Below are 17,894 nucleotides of genomic sequence, written 5' to 3' on the forward strand. Positions count from 1 at the left end.
GCCCGGCCGGGGCGGCGGGCGGTGTCGGGGCTTGAGATAGGGTGAGGATCGCCGCCGGAGAGCCCCGGCGCACCCGCGTTGCGCGGGGTCGCGCCGCCGCTACAAGGGGGCGAAGGCCGCCCCGGGCGGCGCCCCACCGAGAGCCCTCATGCGCACCGAGACACCGCCGGTCGTCCGCCTCGCCGATTACCGCCCGAGCGACTACCTCATCGACCGGGTCGAGCTCGACGTGCGCCTGCATCCGACCGAGACCCGCGTCACCGCGACCCTGGCGCTGCGGCCCAATCCCGCCGGCATTCCCGGCGCGCCGCTGGTCCTCGACGGCGACGACCTCGTCCTGCTCGCCATCTCGCTCGACGGCGGGGAGACCGCGCCCGGCGCGGTCGCGGTGACGCCCCGGGCGCTGACCCTGCACCAGCCGCCGCAGCGCCCCTTCGTCCTGGCGATCGAGACGAAGCTCGACCCGACCGCCAACACCAAGCTGATGGGGCTCTACCGCTCGAACGGGGTCTACTGCACCCAGTGCGAGGCCGACGGCTTCCGGCGGATCACCTACTTCCTCGACCGGCCCGACGTGCTGGCGGTCTACACCACTCGCATCGAGGCCGACCGCGACGAGGCGCCGGTGCTGCTCGGCAACGGCAACCCGGTCGAGAGCGGGTCGGCCGGCGGCAACCGGCACTACGCGGTCTGGCACGACCCGCACCCCAAGCCCGCCTACCTGTTCGCCCTCGTCGGCGGCCGGCTCGGCCGCGTCGCCTCGCGCTTCACCACGATGGAGGGCCGCGAGGTCGAGATCGCGGTCTGGGTCGAGCCCGGCAAGGAGGGCCGCGCCGGCTACGCCCTCGACGCCGTCGCCCGCTCGATGGCCTGGGACGAGCGCGCCTTCGGCCGCGCCTACGACCTCGACGTCTTCAACGTCGTTGCGGTCTCCGACTTCAACATGGGGGCGATGGAGAACAAGGGCCTCAACATCTTCAACGACAAGTACGTGCTGGCGAGCCCCGACACCGCCACCGACGCCGACTATGCCAACATCGAGGCGATCATCGCCCACGAGTATTTTCACAACTGGTCGGGCAACCGGGTGACCTGCCGCGACTGGTTCCAGCTCTGCCTCAAGGAGGGCCTGACGGTCTTCCGCGACCAGGAATTCTCCTCCGACGAGCGCTCGCGCCCGGTCCACCGCATCGCCGAGGTGCGCACCCTGCGCGCGCGCCAGTTTCCCGAGGATGCCGGGCCGCTGGCCCACCCGGTGCGGCCGCAGGCCTACCGCGAGATCAACAACTTCTACACCGCGACGGTCTACGAGAAGGGCGCCGAGATCGTCCGGATGCTGCGCACCCTGCTCGGGGCCGAGGTGTTCCGGCGCGGCATGGACCGCTACTTCGCGGCCTGCGACGGCACCGCGGCCACCGTCGAGGACTTCCTCGCCGCCTTCACGGCCGAGAGCGGGCGCGATCTCGCCGACTTCGCCCGCTGGTACGCCCAGGCCGGCACGCCCACCGTCGCGGTCGAGGCCCGCCACGACGGCAACGCCGCGACCTACACCCTGACCTTCCGCCAGAGCCTGCCCGCGATCGCCACCGAGGCCACCGGCGGCGCCCGGCCGCTGCCCCTGGTGATCCCGGTCGCGCTCGGCCTCGTGGCGGCGGACGGCGCGGCCGTGGAGGTCCGCAGCGACCGGGTCCGCGACGGCGTGTTCGTCCTCGACCGGGAGGAGGACAGCCTCGTCCTCGCCGGCCTAACCACCGCGCCGGTGCCGTCGCTGTTCCGGGGCTTCTCGGCCCCGGTGAAGGTGGTCCAGGACCTCGGCGACGCCGACCGCCTCGTCCTCCTCGCCCGCGACGCCGACCCGTTCAACCGCTGGCAGGCGGCCCAGAGCCTCGCCATGGCGGTGCTGACCGGGCGCGCCGCGGGCCGGGAGACGGGGGCGTCCGGCGCCGCGCTGGCGGGGGCGCTCGCCGCCTTCCTCGAGGCCGGCGCGCTGGCCGACCCGGCCTTCGCCGCCCTGGTCCTGGCGCTGCCGAGCGAGACCGAGATCGCGCAGGAAATCGGCCGCGACGTCGATCCCGACGCGATCCGGGCCGCCCGCGAGGGCCTGCGGGCCGAGATCGGCACCGCGCTCGCGCCGCGGCTCGACGCCCTGCGGGCGGCGCTCGCCGAGCCGGCCGGGACGCCGTTCAGCCCCGACGCGGCGAGCGCCGGCCGCCGGGCCCTGCGCAACGCCGCCCTCGACCTGCTGGCGGCGGCCGACCCGGCCCGCGGCGCCGCCCTCGCCGCCGCCCAGGTCGAGGAGGCGAGCAACATGACCGACCGGGTCGCGGCGCTCGCCGTCCTCGTGCCGCTCACCGGCGAGACCCGGGAGCGCGGCTTCGCGCGGTTCGGGGCCGCCTACCGCGACGAGCCGCTCGTCCTCGACAAGTGGTTCGCCCTCCAGGCGACGATCCCCGAGCCGGGGACGCCCGAGCGCCTGCGCGGGCTGATGCGCCACGAGGCGTTCTCGCTCGCCAACCCGAATCGGGTGCGCTCGCTGCTCGGCAGCTTCAGCCTCAACAACCCGACCCAGTTCCACCGCCCGGACGGCGCCGGCTACGACCTCGTCGCCGAGGTCGTGCTCGCCCTCGACGGCACGAATCCCCAGGTCGCAGCACGACTTCTGACCGCTTTCGGGACTTGGCGGATGGTCGAGGCGGGGCGCCGGCGGCAGGCGGAACGGGTCCTGAGGAGCATCGCCGCCAGGCCGGGACTCTCCCCCGACGTGAGCGACATCGCGGCCCGATCGCTGGGAGTCCGGGCCGAGTCCCAACCCGTTGCGTGAATTGAGCAAAATTTGCTCATGCACACGATCGGGCCGGCACCTCCGGCCGGTTTCGCCGGCGCGGAGCGCTGGACAAATCGGCTGTGGAAATGTCACTCTGCGGTTCGATTCGGAGGGGGTTTCCTGACCCCCGATCAGGCGACGCATCGGGCCGGTTGGGGGTTGGAGTATGCTGGAGGCGGATCCCGCCCCCTTGGCCTCGCGTGCGGCCACGATCCTTGGCATCGACCGGGTTTCCTGCACGACTCACCGGTGGCTCGCCCGGGCCGAGGTCTGGCTGCGCTTCGCCGTGCCGGTGATGCTCGGGCTGTTCCTCGTCTGCCTGTTCGCCGTCACGGTCACCCGGCTCACCGTCGACCGGCAGGCCGTCCTCGCCGATGCCGAGCGCCAGACCGATCTCCTCGCCCGCCTCGCCGCCGCCGACCTCGCCCGCCAGCCGGGGGGGCGTCTCGACCGGATCCTGCCGGCGGGTAGCCTGCCGGTCGGCTGCCGGTTCCTCCTGGCCGATGCCGGGGGGAGCGTGGTGGATGCGGTGCCGCCGGTGGCCGACGCGCCCGGGCACGGCCTCGCCGGGCATCTCGGCGACGGCCAGGTGCTCGGTATTCTCGGCGAGCGCGCCGGCATCCGGGCGGTCACCCTCGCGGACGGCGAGGGGGCGCTGGCCGCCGTGCGCCGCCTGCCGGGCGGCGGGCAGGTCGCGGTGATCCAGCGTCTCGGCCCGGTCCTCACCGCGTGGCGGCAGCGGGCACGGGTCGAGGCGGTGCTGATCTGCGCCGTCACCCTGGTGGTGGTCTGCACCGGCGTCGCCTACGCGCTCCAGGCCGACCGCGCCCGGTCGGTCGACCGGGTGTTCGAGCAGGTGCGCCACCGCCTCGACACCGCGCTCAGCCGCGGCCGCTGCGGCCTGTGGGACTGGGACATCCCCCGCGGCCGGATCTACTGGTCGGACTCGATGTACCAGCTCCTCGGCTACGTCCGCGACCGGGAGTTCCTGTCCTTCGGCGACGTCAACGGGCTCGTCCATCCCGACGACACCGACCTCTACGGCCTCGCCCGCCAGCTCGCCGTGCGCGACGCCACCGTCGACCACGAGTTCCGCATCCGCGCCGCCAACGGCGACTGGATCTGGCTCAAGGCCCGGGCCGAGATCGTGCAGGACCTTGAGGACGGCGGCCGCCACCTCGTCGGCATCGTCATCGACATCTCCGAGCAGCGCCGCCTCGCCGAATCGACCGCCACCGCCGACATGCGCCTGCGCGACGCGGTCGAGGCCGTCTCCGAGGCGTTCGTGCTGTGGGACGCGCAGAACCGGCTCGTCCTGTGCAACTCCAAGTTCCGCGGCCTGCACGCGCTCGACGCCGAGGAGGCGGTGCCGGGGCGGCGCTACGAATCGATCATGGGCCGGGCGGCGCTGCCGGCGGTGCGGCGCGAGGTGCTCAACGGCGAGGGGGCGGGCGCGCGCACCTTCGAGGCCGAGCTCGCCGACGGGCGCTGGCTCCAGATCAGCGAGCGGCGCACCAAGGACGGCGGCTACGTCTCGGTCGGCACCGACATCACCACCCTCAAGCGCCACCAGGAGCGGCTGCTCGAATCCGAGCGCCAGCTCATCGCGACGGTCGCCGACCTCAAGCGCTCGCGGCGCACCCTCGAACTCCAGACCCAGCAGCTCGCCGACCTCGCCGAGCGCTACCTCGACCAGAAGGCCCAGGCCGAGAGCGCCAACCGCTCGAAATCCGAGTTCCTGGCCAACATGAGCCACGAACTGCGCACGCCGCTCAACGCCATCCTGGGCTTCGCCGAGGTGATGGAGAGCGAGGTGTTCGGCACCCTCGGCTCCGACAAGTACCGGGAATACTGCAACGACATCCGCTCGTCCGGCGGCTACCTGCTCTCGGTCATCGACGACATCCTCGACATGTCGCGGATCGAGGCGCGGCGCCTGACCCTGACGAAGAAGCCGGTCCCGGTCGCCGCCGCCCTCGAACGGGCGCTCAAGCTCGTCGCCGAGCCCGCCCGCGCCCGCGGCCTCGCCCTCGCGGTCGAGATGCATCCCGACGCCGTGGTGATGGCCGACGAGCGCGCCCTGCAGCAGATCCTGGTCAACCTGCTCCAGAACGCGGTCAAGTTCACCCCCGAGGGCGGCCGGGTGGCGATCCGCACCCGGCGCGCCATCGACGCGGTCCACATCTTCGTCGAGGACAACGGCATCGGCATCCCGAAATCGGTCCTGCCGAAGCTCGGGGCGCCGTTCGAGCAGGTCGAGACCAACTTCGCCCGCAGCTACAAGGGCTCCGGCCTCGGCCTCGCCATCGCCCGCTCGCTGTCGGAGCTGCACGGCGGCGGCCTGCGCATCCGCTCGGAGGAGGGCTGCGGCACCATCGTGCTGGTGCGCCTGCCGATGCCCGAGGCCGCCCCGACACCGGAGATCGCGGCGGTCTGATCCGCGGCCCGTTTCCTGTATGAGGGCTCGATCGGACCTCCGGGATCATGGAGCCCCAGGAATGCGGACCCTTTCCGTGCGAACAGGCTATCACCGGCCGGACCTGCCGGACGACGGCGACGTCACGCTGGTCATGCCGGACCGGCCGCGTGCCGGCGGCCTCGACCTGATCGGCAAGGGGCACAGCCTGCGCATCGACGGCGGCAATCTCGGCAACGGCCGCATCATCGCGGCGGGGTCCTTCAACGAGCTGCACCTCTCCGGCCTGCGCGGCGACTTCCGCGACGTCCGCTCGGACGGGATTGATCTGGCCTGCGCGGCCAAGCTGGTGACGATCCAGAACACCCGCCTGACCGGGCTGCACGGCGAGCACGCGGGCTTCCACGGGGACGGGATCCAGCTCCAGCTCGGCTCCCGCGTCGACACCCTGGCGATCACCAACACGACCATCGCGTCGGGCTACCAGGCGATCATGTGCGGCTCCGGTCCGGACGGTCTCGGTGTGAAGCGGCTCTACCTCGATCGGGTCAACATCCGGGACGAGCCGAGCCTGCGCAGCGAGCCGTCGATCGCGCTGTATCTCGGCGACACGAAGGAATCCGGCGGCCGGCTGACCCTGCCCTACGAGATCGTCCTGGGCGAGGTCTGGGTGGACTGGCCCGACCGCAAGCGGGCGATGTACCTGCCGCGGGGCGCGAGGGTCACCGGGTCGCTGAAGTACGGCGTGCCACCCGGGGGCGATTTCTGCCGCGGCTGACGACGACGGCCGTCGAGCCGAAGCCGCACCGGCTCGGATCGACGGCCGGCCGCGTCGGCATCCCGGGCCGCCGACCGGCCGTCGATCGGGTCACGCGATCACGAAATCCGCCGCCGACAGGGCGAGGTTCGGCGACAGGCGGGCGAACTGCACCTGGGATTGCCCGCCCGAGCCGTCGGCATCGTAGAACAGGGCGCCGTTGAGGCTGCTGTAGATGATGTGCTGGTCCGCCGTCGTGGCGGCCGCCCCCGTCGTGAAGGCCGAGACCGACAGCGCACCGGGGGCGAGCGCCGCGAAGGCCGCCGCCGCGAGTTCGATGCGGTCCTGGTTCGCGACGAAGTCGGTGATCCTGTCGATCTCGCCGGAGACGCCGTCGAACACGAACCGGTCGGCGCCGCCGCCGCCGGCGAGCGTGTCCCGGCCCGCGCCGCCGACGAGCCGGTCGTCGCCGCCGCCGCCGGCCAGCCGGTCGTCGCCGTCGAGCCCGAGCAGCACGTTGTCGGAGACGTTGCCGCTGATGACGTTGGCGAGGTCGTTGCCGATCGCGTCGACGGCGTCGGCGCCGGTCAGGATCAGCGTCTCGACATTCGCCTCAAGCACCCGGCCGAGGCTGGTGCGGATGGTGTCGGTCCCGCCACCCGCCTGCTCGACCACGACGTCGCCGGCATCGTCGATGAGGTAGGTGTCGTCGCCGGCCCCGCCGATCAGGGTGTCGCGGCCGCTCTCGCCGAAGAGCGCGTCGTTGCCGTCGCCGCCGAACAGCAGGTCGTCGCCGTCGCGGCCCTTGAGCACGTCGTCGCCGCCCAGACCCGACAGGGTGTTGCCGACGGCGTTGCCGGTGATGAGGTTGGCGAGGCCGTTGCCGGTTCCGTCGATGGCGCCGGAGCCGGTCAGCAGCATATTCTCGACATTGGCGGCCATGACGTAGCTGACGGTGGTACGGATGGTGTCGGTCCCACCGTTCGGCCCCTCGATCACGACGTCGCCGGGATCGTCGACGAAGTAGGTATCGTCGCCGTCGCCGCCCTCCATCCGGTCGGCCCCGACCCCGCCGACCAGCCGGTCGTTGCCGGCCCCGCCGATCAGCGTGTCGGCGCCGCCATTGCCGAGCAGGACGTCGTTCCCCGCGCCGCCGACGAGACGGTCGCCGCGGGAGCCGCCGGAGAGGGTCTGGCCGGCATCGTCGGCGAGGCCGAAGACCTGCGCCTTGACGCTGCCCTGGTCGGCGTCGCCGAGCGTCCCGCTGCCATCGGCCCAGCTCACGACGAAATCGCCGTTCGCCAGCGTCGCCACCGCCGGGTTCCACTGGGCGCCGGCGGTCTGGGTGGCGACCGTGAAGGCGTCGCCGAGCACGGTGCCGGCGGCGCTGAATCGCTGACCGCGGACGCCGCCGCCCGGATCGCCGCTCAGGTCGCGGGACTCGAACCACGTCACCACGAAGCCGCCGTCGTCGAGGCGCGAGACCGCCGGGGGCCATCCGGTCGTGGCGGCGTCGATCAGCAGGTCGGGACCGGCCGGGGCGCCGTTGCCGTCGAACACCCGCACGTGGACCGGCGAGGCGCCGCCCGCGGCGGTGGCGCTCCAGGCGAGAGCGAAGCCGCCGCCCGCCAAGACGGCGACCGCCGGCGGGTTGCCCCGCGTGGTGGTCCGGGTCAGGTCGAGGGGGCCGCCGATCCGGTTGCCCTGCCCGTCGAGGATCTGCGCCCTGGCGCCGGCGATCAGGCTTCCCGAGCCGTAATCCCCGTCCTCCCACACCGCGAGGAGCCGGTCGTTGCCGAGCGGCACGACCGACTGCCAGTTCTGGTTGCCGAACGCCACCGCGTTGACCGCGACGCTCTCCGCCCGCGGCACGCCCGCCGCGTCGTAGATCCGGGCGCGGACCTCGGTCGTGCCGCCGCCCTGGATCCAGCTCGCCACGAAGTCGCCGTTCGGCAGCCCGCCGACCCGGAGGCCGAAGGTGTAGTTCACGCCCGGGACGCCCGCGATGGCGACTTCGCCGCCGACCTTGTTCCCGGCCGCGTCGAAGACCTGGAACTTGTCGGCGCGGGGAACGCCGTCGTCCGGGCCGCCGAACTGCTCCCAGGCGACCACGAAGCCGCCGCCGGCGAGCGCCGTCACCGACTTGGCCGTCTGATAGCCGGCCGTCTCGGTATTGACGAGGAACTCGCCCCCGACCTTGCCGCCCGCGGCGTCGTAGATCTGCGCCTTGGTTCCGTTCTCGCTCGGGTCGCCGACGCCGCTGTCGTCGCTCCAGATCACCACGAAGCCGCCATTGGCGAGGGCGGCGACGCCGCCGTTGTACTGGCTTCCCCGGGTCACGGTGTTGACCAGGAATTCCGATCGGACCTTGGTGACGACGGTCATGCGGCAAGCCCCCTTCATACGACTTCCGATCGATCGCTCGGCGACTGCCTTGCAGTCGCTGTCGCGATGCGGAAATCGGCTTCGCTCATGCGTGTGGAGCCTTCGGCTCCGCCGCGCGGGCTGATGGTACGAATTCCGGAAGCGATCTTCCGGCTTCCGTACCATGCGCTGTCCGACGCGGTGCGGCGGGGGTTCTGGCACGGTCGGGGCGGGGCTACGTCGTCCGAATGGACGAGGAAGGGGGCCGGCTCAGCCGAGCGGTCCGGAGAAGCTCGCGAGCAGCTTGATGACGTCGGCCTGACGCCGCGCACCGGTCTTCTCGAAGATCCGCCGCAGATGGGTCCGCACCGTCGTCTCGGCGCAGCCGAGCAGACCGGCGATTTCGCGGATGCCGTTGGCCTCGGTCACGCAGACCAGCACCCGCATCTCCGCCGGCGTGATGTTGTACTGCTTCGCGATCGCCTCCAGGGCGTGCGGCCTGTCGAGGGTCACGCGCTGGACGAACACCGCCGCGGCGGCCGGGGCCTCGGCGGGCAGGCCCTGCCGGCCGGGCGAGAGCGGCAGGACGTGCGCCACCCAGCCGTCGTCGATGGTCTCGCCGAGCGGCAGCGCCGTGCCCTGGGCCGGCCCGCCGTCCCGCCCGCGGACGGCCTGCGCCACCGCCTCGTCGAGCGCCCGGGTCGTCGCCTCCGCCGGCGCGGCGAGCCGGCCGGCCTGCCGCCGGAGCGGATGCCCCCGTTCCAGCAGGCGCTCGCCGGCGGCGTTGGACCGCACCAGCCGGCCGGAGCGGTCGAGGAGGAAGATGCCGGCCGAGACGCTGTCGAGGACCGCGGCGTAGGAGCTTCCGAGGACCGGGCGCTGCTCCAGGATCCGGCCGATCGCGACGGCGCGGCGGAAATGCGGGCCGAGCAGCCGCATCCGCTCGCGCACGCCGTCGTCGACCCGGCCGTGCCGCTCGTAGAGCATCACCGTCACGGTGGCGAAGGTGGTCGCCGACTTCTCGAGCACGACGCCGACGGCGTCGCACAGGCCCTGGGGCCTGGCCCATTCGCGGTAGAACCGGGTGCGGAGGAAGTCCTCGTAGGGCATGAGCATGTCGGCCCAGACGAGGTCGCCCGGCCGCGCATAGGCCATGATGAGCGGCGGCAGCGGGTAGATGCGGCCGTACTCCGTCGCCATCAGGTGCATGTAATGGGGGTCGCTGCCCCAATCGACGGACACGTCGAGGTCGTGGTTGAGCGAGTCGGTCCGCGACAGGTTGCAGGATCCGCCGCCGACGAAGACCGACGTCGCCCTGACCACCGCCGGCCACAGCGCCGGATCGAGCGCCGCGTCGTAGATGTCCCCGATCAGCGCCGACAGTTGCTCAGAGTCCACCATCGGCCTGTTCCGGACTTCCCTGCTGTGAGGACGGCAGGCGATCGATAGGGTCGCACCGGCCCGGCAATCGATCACTGTCGCGGAACGGCGGAAGACTGATGCAGGTCCCGGGCCACGGGTCTTGCGGTGGACCGGCCCCGGTCCGCACGCCGCTCAGGCGGGGCCTGCGGCGGCGACGATCTCGCGGATCTCCGGCAGCATCCGCTGGGTCGCCTGCCGGCCCAATTCGATGCATTCCTCGGCGCGGTGGAACTCGAACAGGCCCATCTGGGCGAGCTTGGGGTTGATCGTCACGTCCGGCGGGTCGCCGGCGAGGCGCGAGCGCGAGATCCGGTCCTGGGTGATGTTGAAGGCGTCGATCATCACGCTGGCGATGCCGTTGGGCGCGCCGGGATCGGCGGGCCGCGCCCGGCTGGCCTTGAGCCGGCCGGTGCCGCGCAGCAGCGCCCAGCGCCGGGGCGCCTCCGGCGCCAGGGCGGCGACCGCGGCCGGAGGCTCGATGGCCTCGGCGCCGTGGGCCTGGATCACGGTGCCGCGCACCCGGGCGTCGCCGTTGAGGTTGACGCAGATCACGACGTCGGCGCCGAGCGCCCGGGCGGCGGTGACCGGGACCGGATTGACCAGCGCCCCGTCCATCAGCCAGCGGCCCGCGACCTTGACCGGGTCGAACACGCCCGGCAGGGCGTAGGAGGCCCGCACCGCCTCGACCACGTCGCCGCGGGTGAGCCAGATCTCGTGGCCGGTGCCGAGTTCGGTCGCGACGGCGGCGAAGGTGACCGGCAGCGACTCGATCCGGCACCCGGCGAGGTCGCGCTCCAGGAGGCGGCGCAGGCGCTCGCCGGCGATCAGGCCCGAGCCGCTGATGTGGAAGTCGAGCAGCCCCATCACCCGGCGCTTGGTCAGCGCGCGGGCGAAGGCGGCGAGTTCGTCGAGCTTGCCGGCGGAGAAGCAGGCCCCGACCGCCGCTCCGATCGAGCAGCCGGCGACCACGTCGATGGCGAGACCGGCCTCGCGCAGGACCTGGATCGCGCCGATATGCGACCAGCCGCGGGCGGCTCCGCCGCCGAGGGCGAGCCCGATCCTCGGCCGGCGCGGCGGGTTCTCGGGGGCCGGGGCTCCGACGGCGGCGGCCTCCGCGACGCCGCGGACGGGTGCCGGCGAGAACAACGCGATGCCGCCCCACATGATCGCCGCGCTCCCCGACGCCGACGGTTCAGATCCCGACCCTATCGCGAACAGGTCAAGCGATCGTCAACGGCGGCGCAGGGCCACCGCTTCGGAGCGATGGCCCTGGTGTCTTGCTTGGCCTCATACGGTTTCTGATTGATCGCTTCGCGATGCAGAAACCGGCTTCGCTCAGTCGCCGCGCGGGCTGGTGAGACGGTTTTCGGAACTGATCGTCCGAAAACCGTATCAGGCGCCGGCAGTCACGTGCGACACGTCGTGTCGCCGCGACTTTGGCTTTCGCTCCGCTCTGAGTTCAGGCGGGCATCCGTCCGCCGAACCCGCTCCGCGGGGCGCTGTTCGGGCGCAAAGCGCACCGCGCCCGCCATGGAGCGTCGCCCTGCGGGCGACTTCAGGACAATCGCTGAAGCGATGGCCCTGAATGGCGACGCTCGGCAGCCGCGCCGCCGCGTCAGCCGCGGCGGCGGGCGCGCTCCACCGGCCGGCTGTGGCCGCGGCGCGGCGGGCGGGCGGCCTCGGCCTCGCCGGGCAGCGGCTCGACCTGGAGGTCGGCCGGCCCGGTGCGGCCGAAGCTGTGGGCGAAGCGCTCGGCCGCGCCGCCGCGGATCTCGAACTTGGTCTCGCGGTCGAAGATCCGGATCGCCCCGACCTCCTCGCGGGTGACCTCGCCGCGCCGGCACAGCATCGGCAGCAGGCGGCGCGGGTCGGCGTTGTCGCGCCGGCCGACATTGAGGCGGAACCACACGCTCGGCCCGAAGGCCGGGCGCGGCCCGTCGCGCCGCGGCGCCAGCGGGCGGCCGGTCTCGAAGCCCGGATCGGTGACCTCCTCGGGCGCCGGCAGGCGGGTGCGGCACAGGCGGGCGAAGGCCGCGGCCAGGTCCTCGGCGCCGTACCGCTCCAGCAGGGCGCGCGCGGTGGCGCGGTCCTCCTCGGACGGCTCCTCGGTCAGGACCGGGTCCTGCAGCAGGCGGTCCTGGTCGAGGGTACGGATCTCGTCGGCCGGGGGCGGGCCCGACCACGTCGCGGCGACGCCGGCGCGGGCCAGCATCTCCTCGGCCCGGCGCCGGCGCGAGGCCGGGACGAGGAGCGCGCTGATCCCCTTGCGCCCGGCCCGGCCGGTGCGGCCGGAGCGGTGCTGGAGCGTCTCGGCGTCGTTGGGCAGTTCGGCGTGGATGACGAGGCCGAGCCCCGGCAGGTCGATGCCGCGGGCGGCGACGTCGGTGGCGACGCAGACACGGGCGCGGCCGTCGCGCAGGGCCTGGAGGGCGGCGTTGCGCTCGCCCTGGCCGAGCTCGCCCGACAGGGCGACGACCGAGAAGCCGCGCTCGGTCAGCACCGCCTGGAGGTGGCGCACGGCGTTGCGGGTGTTGCAGAACACGATCGCGGTCGGCGCCTCGACCTGCCGCAGGGTGTTGACCACTACGAGCTCGGTCTCTCGCGGCAGGATGCGCAGGGCCCGGTACTCGATGTCGGCGTGGCCGCGGGTCTCGGCCTGGACCGCGAGGCGCAGGGCGTCGCGCTGGTAGGTCTCGGCGAGCGCGACGATGCCCTTGGGCAGGGTGGCGGAGAACAGCAGCGTGCGCCGCTCGGCCGGCGTCGTGGCGAGGATGAACTCGAGATCCTCGCGGAAGCCGAGATCGAGCATCTCGTCGGCCTCGTCGAGCACCACGGCGCGCAGGGCGGACGGGTCGAGGTTGCGCCGCTCGAGGTGGTCGCGCAGGCGCCCCGGCGTGCCGACGACGATGTGGACGCCCTCGCCGAGCATCCGGCTCTCGCGCCGCGGATCCATGCCGCCGACGCAGGCCGCCACCCGGGCGCCGGCCGGCCCGTAGAGCCACGACAGCTCGCGATGGACCTGGAGCGCCAGTTCGCGGGTCGGCGCGATCACCAGCGCCAGCGGCGCACCGGGGGGCGGCAGCGCCTCGGCCTCGCCGAGCAGGGTTCCGGCCATGGCGAGGCCGTACGCGACGGTCTTGCCGGAGCCGGTCTGGGCCGAGACCAGGAGGTCGCGGCCGGCGCCGGCGGGTTCGAGGACGGCGGCCTGGACCGGAGTCGGGTCGTCGTAGCCGCGCTCGCCGAGGGCATGGGCGAGGGCGGGCGGAAGCACGGGAAAAGGCACGGTCGACAGAGTTCCCAAAGGACGACGCGCGGGGTCTGGTGGCCGTCGCGGCGGGAGCCCGGCGCGGTCGCGCCCGAGGCTCGCAAGCCGCACCAGGAGGCGGGCCGCATCAGGCGGCCCGGGCGGCGCGTGTCCCACGGGTCTGGAGGAGAGCGGCGCAGATACCCCAAGTTCGCCCGGAAGTCCAGCGCCGACCGAGGCGCGGCCAGGGCCATCGCTTCAGCGATTGTCCTGCGGCCGCCCGCAGGGCGACGCTCCATGCCGGGCGCGCAGAGCGCCCCGCGGAGCAGGTTCGAGGGGGCGAATGTCCCCTCGACCGCGTAAGCGGAGCGACAGCCAAGTGAGCGGATGCGAACGCCGGCGCCTGAGGCCAAGCGGGAAACCAGGGCAATCGCCCTGAAGCGATGGCCCTGGCGGCGCGGCCGCTGTCAGGCCGGCTCGTCGAGGGTCCGGGCCAGAAAGAGCGTCCCGGAGACCGGCGTGGGGTAGTACGGCGCGATCGGGCGAAAGCCGGCGCGGGCGTAGAGGGCGATCGCCCCGGCCATGTCCGGCAGGGTGTCGAGGCGCATCTCGCGGTAGCCGAGGCGGCGCGCCTCGGCGAGGACCGCCGCGACCAGCCGCCGGCCGAGTCCGCGCCCACGGGCGGCCGGCGCGAGATAGAGCCGCTTCATCTCGCACACCTCCGGCGGGGCGAGCGGGCGCAGAGCGACGCAGCCGAGCGCCGTCCCGGCCGCGTCGCGGGCGAGCAGCAGGGCCCCGTCCGGCGGCGCGTAGGCTCCCGGCAGGCCGGCGACCTCGGCCTCGAAGCCCTGGTAGCCGAGATCGACCGACAGGGAGGCGGCGTAATCCCGGAACAGGGCGGCGGCGGCGGCGAGATCGGTGGGGGTGCGGGCGGGAGCGAGGGCGAGGTCGAGCCGGGGAGACGGCCGCCGGCCCGGATCGTTGGGGAGGCCGGTCATCCCGCCGCCTGCCACGCCTGCAACTGCGCCACCGTCGCGGTCGCCCCGCCGCAGGCGATCGCCAGCACCCGCCGGAACGGGGCGAGGACCTCGTGCCGGTCGTACAGCACCGCGAGGGCGGCGCCGCAGGCGGGCTCGACGAGGACGCGGTGATCGGCGAGGAAACGGGTGCAGGCCGCCACCGCCGCCCCGTCGGTCACCGTCACGCTGTGCACCGGCCGGGTCTTCGTCAGCCGGAAGGCACGGTCGCAGACCCGCTTGGCGCCGAGGGAGGTCGCCAGCGAGGTGATGGCCGGCAGCTCGACCGGCGCGCCGGCCCGGATCGCCGCGGCGAGGGAGGCGGCGCCCTCGGTCTCGACCGCGACGATCGGCACGGCGGACCGGCCGTGGCGGGCGAGGCCCTCGGCCACCCCGGCCATCAGCCCGCCGCCGCCGACCGAGACCACGACCGCGTCGAAGGGCAGCCCGGCCGCGACCGCCTCGTCGATCATCGAGGCGTGGCCCGCCCACAGCAGCGGGTCGTCGAACGGGTGCAGGAAGGCGGTCTCGGCATCGACCAGCGCGAGGGCCCGGGCATTGGCCTCCTGCCAGGACGCGCCGTGGACGACGAGGTCCGCCTCCTCGCGGGCGATGAGTTCGCGGGCGGTGGCGCTCGTCGTCTCGGGCACCACGACGGTGACCGGAACCCCGAGCCGGCGCCCGGCATACGCCACCGCGAGGCCGGCATTGCCGCCCGACGAGGACACGAAGCGCCGCTTGCCGTGGGCGGCGTGATGGGCGCAGGCGGCGCCGATGCCCCTGATCTTGAACGAGCCCGAGGGCTGCAACGCCTCCATCTTCGCCCACACCTCGCACCCGGCGGCGAGGCTCAGGGGGCGCGACTCGATCAGCGGCGTGGCGATGTGCAGGGGCATGGTGGAGACGGGCATGGTGGATACGGTTTGGGGAGCGAGGGTTGCTATCGAGAAAAAGGAGATCCGCGTCTCCCCTCTCCCGAGTGGGAGAGGGGCCGGGCCGGATCTGAAAGATCCGCATGAGGGTGGCTCGGGTTCGGGATGAGACGCTGACCATCGAGCAGCACAGCTCGACCGTTTAGGTTTTTTTCGGCACCGTCTCCACCCTGCGCGATTTTCGATCGCCCCTACCCCTCTCCCACTCGGGAGAGGGGATCCCGCGCTTGATTCTCAACAGCGTTTTTCCCCGGGCGGCGGCGGGGGACGCGGCCCCGCCCCGTCAGCGCTCCGCCGCCGGCGTGATGCCGAGTTCGGCGAGCTTGGCGTGGATGTCCGGCAGGGCGCGCTTGAGCTTGAGGCTCATCACCGTGGCCGGCACGCCCTCGCGGGCCATCTCGCGCAGCTGCTGCACCGATTCGAGGGTCCAGGGAGTCTCGCTCATCGTCGCCTCCGTGTCGCGACCGCGCTGGCGGCGGCCTGGATACCGGCAGCTAGGGCTTGGCCGGCTGCCCGGCAACCGGCGGCCGTTTCGGCTTGACGTTGCCCCGCGCCGCGGCGCACATCGCCGCCATCAGCCGGCCGGGCGGCCGCTCCGGTCCTGTCAGCGGGTTCGCCCGCTGGCGGGCCGGGGAGGAAAGTCCGGGCTCCATGGAGATGCGGTGCCGGATAACGTCCGGCGGGGGCGACCCCAGGGACAGTGCCACAGAGAGCAAACCGCCGTGGATCGGCGCGAGCCGATCCACGGTAAGGGTGAAAGGGTGCGGTAAGAGCGCACCGCGGACGCGGCAACGCGGACGGCACGGCAAACCCCACCGGGAGCAAAACCGAATAGGGGCGACGCGCACGGGTTCGCCCGTGCAGGCCCGATCTCCAGGCCAGTCGCCCGGGTTGGTTGCTCGAGGCGGCCGGCAACGGCCGTCCCAGAGGAATGGCCGCCACGTCCGGGGGGATCCTTGCGGATTCCTCCGGGCCCTACAGAACCCGGCTTACAGGCCGGCTGATCCCTCCCCTTTTCCCGACCCGGCACGCGGGCGCCGGTGCCCCGAAAGGCTTCGTTAAGGTTGCTGACGTCTGATCGGCTCCGACGGGACTCCGACCCGTCCGGTCCCTCGCCGGTCCCTCGCGTTGACGCTCCCAGAGGCCCATGTTAGCCCGAGTCACCTCGTCCACGGCGATTCCTGGAGCGACGACCGCGGCCTGCGAATGCAGGCTTCCTGGCCGTGCGCCCGATTCCGTCCTGGCTGCACCGGCGCGCTCTCGCCGGGCCCGGCGGCCGGCTGCCGATACCGTTCGGATTGCGGAGTATGATGGATCGATCCCTGTCCGCCGCCGCTCCGCGGCGTGCCGGCCTGTCGGCCGGGGCCGGCGCGGAGGCGTGCCGATGAGCGGGCGCCCGGATCTCGGCGCCCCCCACGTTCCGGTCCTGCTCGACGAGGTCGTGCAGGCCCTCGACCTCGACCGGCCCGGGGCCGCCCTGGTCGACGGCACCTTCGGGGCCGGCGGCTATTCCCGGGCGATCCTCGCCGCCTGCCCGGACGGCCGCGTCGTCGCCATCGACCGCGACCCGACCGCGATCGCCGCCGGCCGGCCGCTCGCCGACGAGTCCGGCGGGCGCCTGATCCTCGCCGAGGGCCGCTTCGGCGACCTCGACGCCCTCGCGCAGGCCCACGGGGTGCCGGCGGCGGACGGCGTCGTGCTCGACATCGGCGTGTCGTCGATGCAGCTCGACCGGGCCGAGCGCGGCTTCTCGTTCCGCCAGGACGGCCCCCTCGACATGCGGATGGAGGGGCGCGGCACCAGCGCCGCCGACCTCGTCAACGAGGCGTCCGAGGCCGAACTCGCCGACATCGTCTACCATTACGGCGAGGAGCGCCGGGCCCGGGCGGTGGCGCGGGCGATCCTGGAGGCGCGGCGCAAGGGCCCGATCGAGACCACGACCGCCCTCGCCGACCTCGTCGCCGCCGTGGTGCGGGCCGAGCCCGGCAGCCCGATCCACCCGGCGACCCGGACCTTCCAGGGCCTGCGCATCGCGGTCAACGACGAGCTCGGCGAACTTGTGCGGGCGCTGCACGCCGCCGAGCGGCTGCTCAGGCCCGGCGGCCGCCTCGTGGTGGTGACCTTCCACTCGCTCGAGGACCGCATCGTCAAGCAGTTCCTCTCGGCCCGCAGCGGCCGGGCGGTGACCGCCTCGCGCCACCTGCCGATGGCGGCCGAGCCGCCGCCGCGCAGCTTCACCCTCGTCACCAAGGGGCCGGTCGGCCCGACCGAGGCCGAGTGCCGGGCCAATCCCCGCGCCCGCTCGGCCAAGCTGCGGGCGGGGGCGCGCACCGACGCCCCGGCGCCCCCGCCCCTCTCGGCGCTCGACGCCCTCGCGGCCCTGCCGGCCGAGCGGCGCGGAGGACCCCGCCGGTGATCCGCCTCCTGCATCTTGCCGCCATCGCGGGCCTGATCGCCTCGGCCGTCTACGCCTACTCGATCAAGTACGAGACGCTCTATCAGGCCGAGCAGGTCGCCAAGCTGAAGATCCGCCTGCGCAAGGAGCGCGAGGCGATCGCGGTCCTGCGGGCCGAGTGGCAGCTCCTGACCCGGCCCGACCGCCTCCAGGGCGCCGTCGACAAGTATCTCGGCCTCGAGCCGATCGGCACCGAGCATCTCGGCCGCCTCGCCGACCTGCCGGCGCGGCCCGAGCGCGGCGACGAGATCGCCCGCAAGCTCGAGGCGCTCGGGCTGTTCGCCACCGCGACCCCGGGCAAGGAGCGCTCCACCCCGACCACCGGCCGCGGCGGCGACGAGCCGCGCACCACCGGATCCACGTCCACCCGCACGCCCACGGCGACGAGGTAAGCCCCCGTGTCCCAAGACCCCGTGTCCCAAGACGCTGCGTCCCCGGAGCATCCCGAGACAGACGGCCGGACC

General features: G+C 73.5%; 12 protein-coding genes and 1 other RNA gene. 6 read left to right on the forward strand and 7 right to left on the reverse strand.

Translation table 11 applies throughout. The annotated features are described in order from the left end of the window. Nucleotides 1–148 precede the first annotated feature (148 nt). The 3 genes from pepN to EOE48_RS07780 all read left to right on the forward strand — a co-directional run bounded on the left by pepN (nt 149) and on the right by EOE48_RS07780 (nt 6,018). Complete coding sequence (gene pepN, locus EOE48_RS07770) at nt 149–2,821, forward strand: aminopeptidase N (protein ID WP_127728214.1); 2,673 nt, start codon at nt 149–151, stop codon at nt 2,819–2,821. Nucleotides 2,822–2,990: 169 nt separating this feature from the next. Beyond that, a complete protein-coding gene (locus tag EOE48_RS07775; RefSeq protein ID WP_127728215.1) occupies nt 2,991–5,261 on the forward strand; it encodes a PAS domain-containing sensor histidine kinase in 2,271 nt (756 codons plus the stop codon). 61 nt (nt 5,262–5,322) lie between these two features. Beyond that, entirely contained in the window at nt 5,323–6,018 is a 696-nt protein-coding gene (locus EOE48_RS07780; RefSeq protein WP_127728216.1) for a hypothetical protein, read from the forward strand. Between the two features lie 90 nt (nt 6,019–6,108). Here the strand turns inward: EOE48_RS07780 and EOE48_RS07785 are convergent, their stop codons facing one another. The 7 genes from EOE48_RS07785 to EOE48_RS29115 form a co-directional block, all read right to left on the reverse strand. Then, nucleotides 6,109–8,382, reverse strand: a complete 2,274-nt coding sequence (locus tag EOE48_RS07785; protein WP_127728217.1) for a calcium-binding protein — start codon at nt 8,380–8,382, stop codon at nt 6,109–6,111. Nucleotides 8,383–8,631: 249 nt separating this feature from the next. Further along, nucleotides 8,632–9,762 (reverse strand): helix-turn-helix transcriptional regulator, encoded by a 1,131-nt coding sequence (locus EOE48_RS07790; RefSeq protein WP_127728218.1) that lies wholly within the window; start codon nt 9,760–9,762, stop codon nt 8,632–8,634. A gap of 153 nt (nt 9,763–9,915) precedes the next feature. Then, nucleotides 9,916–10,950, reverse strand: a complete 1,035-nt coding sequence (locus EOE48_RS07795) for a patatin-like phospholipase family protein (RefSeq protein ID WP_127728219.1) — start codon at nt 10,948–10,950, stop codon at nt 9,916–9,918. A 448-nt stretch (nt 10,951–11,398) separates the two neighbouring features. Further along, nucleotides 11,399–13,066 carry a DEAD/DEAH box helicase gene (locus EOE48_RS07800; RefSeq protein ID WP_127728220.1) on the reverse strand — a complete coding sequence of 556 codons (1,668 nt, stop codon included), beginning with the start codon at nt 13,064–13,066 and terminating at the stop codon, nt 11,399–11,401. Nucleotides 13,067–13,494: 428 nt separating this feature from the next. Then, nucleotides 13,495–14,025, reverse strand: coding sequence for a GNAT family N-acetyltransferase (locus tag EOE48_RS07805; protein WP_127728221.1), 531 nt, complete (start codon nt 14,023–14,025; stop codon nt 13,495–13,497). After that, nucleotides 14,022–14,954, reverse strand: coding sequence for a pyridoxal-phosphate dependent enzyme (locus EOE48_RS07810; protein WP_246154031.1), 933 nt, complete (start codon nt 14,952–14,954; stop codon nt 14,022–14,024). The genes EOE48_RS07805 and EOE48_RS07810 overlap by 4 nt, the downstream gene beginning before the upstream one ends. Before the next feature lie 304 nt (nt 14,955–15,258). Then, nucleotides 15,259–15,420, reverse strand: coding sequence for a hypothetical protein (locus EOE48_RS29115; RefSeq protein ID WP_187371343.1), 162 nt, complete (start codon nt 15,418–15,420; stop codon nt 15,259–15,261). A 129-nt stretch (nt 15,421–15,549) separates the two neighbouring features. Between EOE48_RS29115 and rnpB the strand changes: the two genes are divergently transcribed. The 3 genes from rnpB to ftsL all read left to right on the forward strand — a co-directional run bounded on the left by rnpB (nt 15,550) and on the right by ftsL (nt 17,822). After that, an RNA gene (gene rnpB, locus EOE48_RS07815) (RNase P RNA component class A) lies at nt 15,550–15,983 on the forward strand. 376 nt (nt 15,984–16,359) lie between these two features. After that, entirely contained in the window at nt 16,360–17,391 is a 1,032-nt protein-coding gene (gene rsmH / locus EOE48_RS07820; protein WP_127728222.1) for a 16S rRNA (cytosine(1402)-N(4))-methyltransferase RsmH, read from the forward strand. Further along, entirely contained in the window at nt 17,388–17,822 is a 435-nt protein-coding gene (ftsL, locus tag EOE48_RS07825) for a cell division protein FtsL (RefSeq protein ID WP_127728223.1), read from the forward strand. Before rsmH ends, ftsL begins: the two co-directional genes overlap by 4 nt. Nucleotides 17,823–17,894: the final 72 nt, after the last annotated feature.

The organism is Methylobacterium oryzihabitans, from assembly GCF_004004555.2.
Lineage (GTDB): Bacteria > Pseudomonadota > Alphaproteobacteria > Rhizobiales > Beijerinckiaceae > Methylobacterium > Methylobacterium oryzihabitans.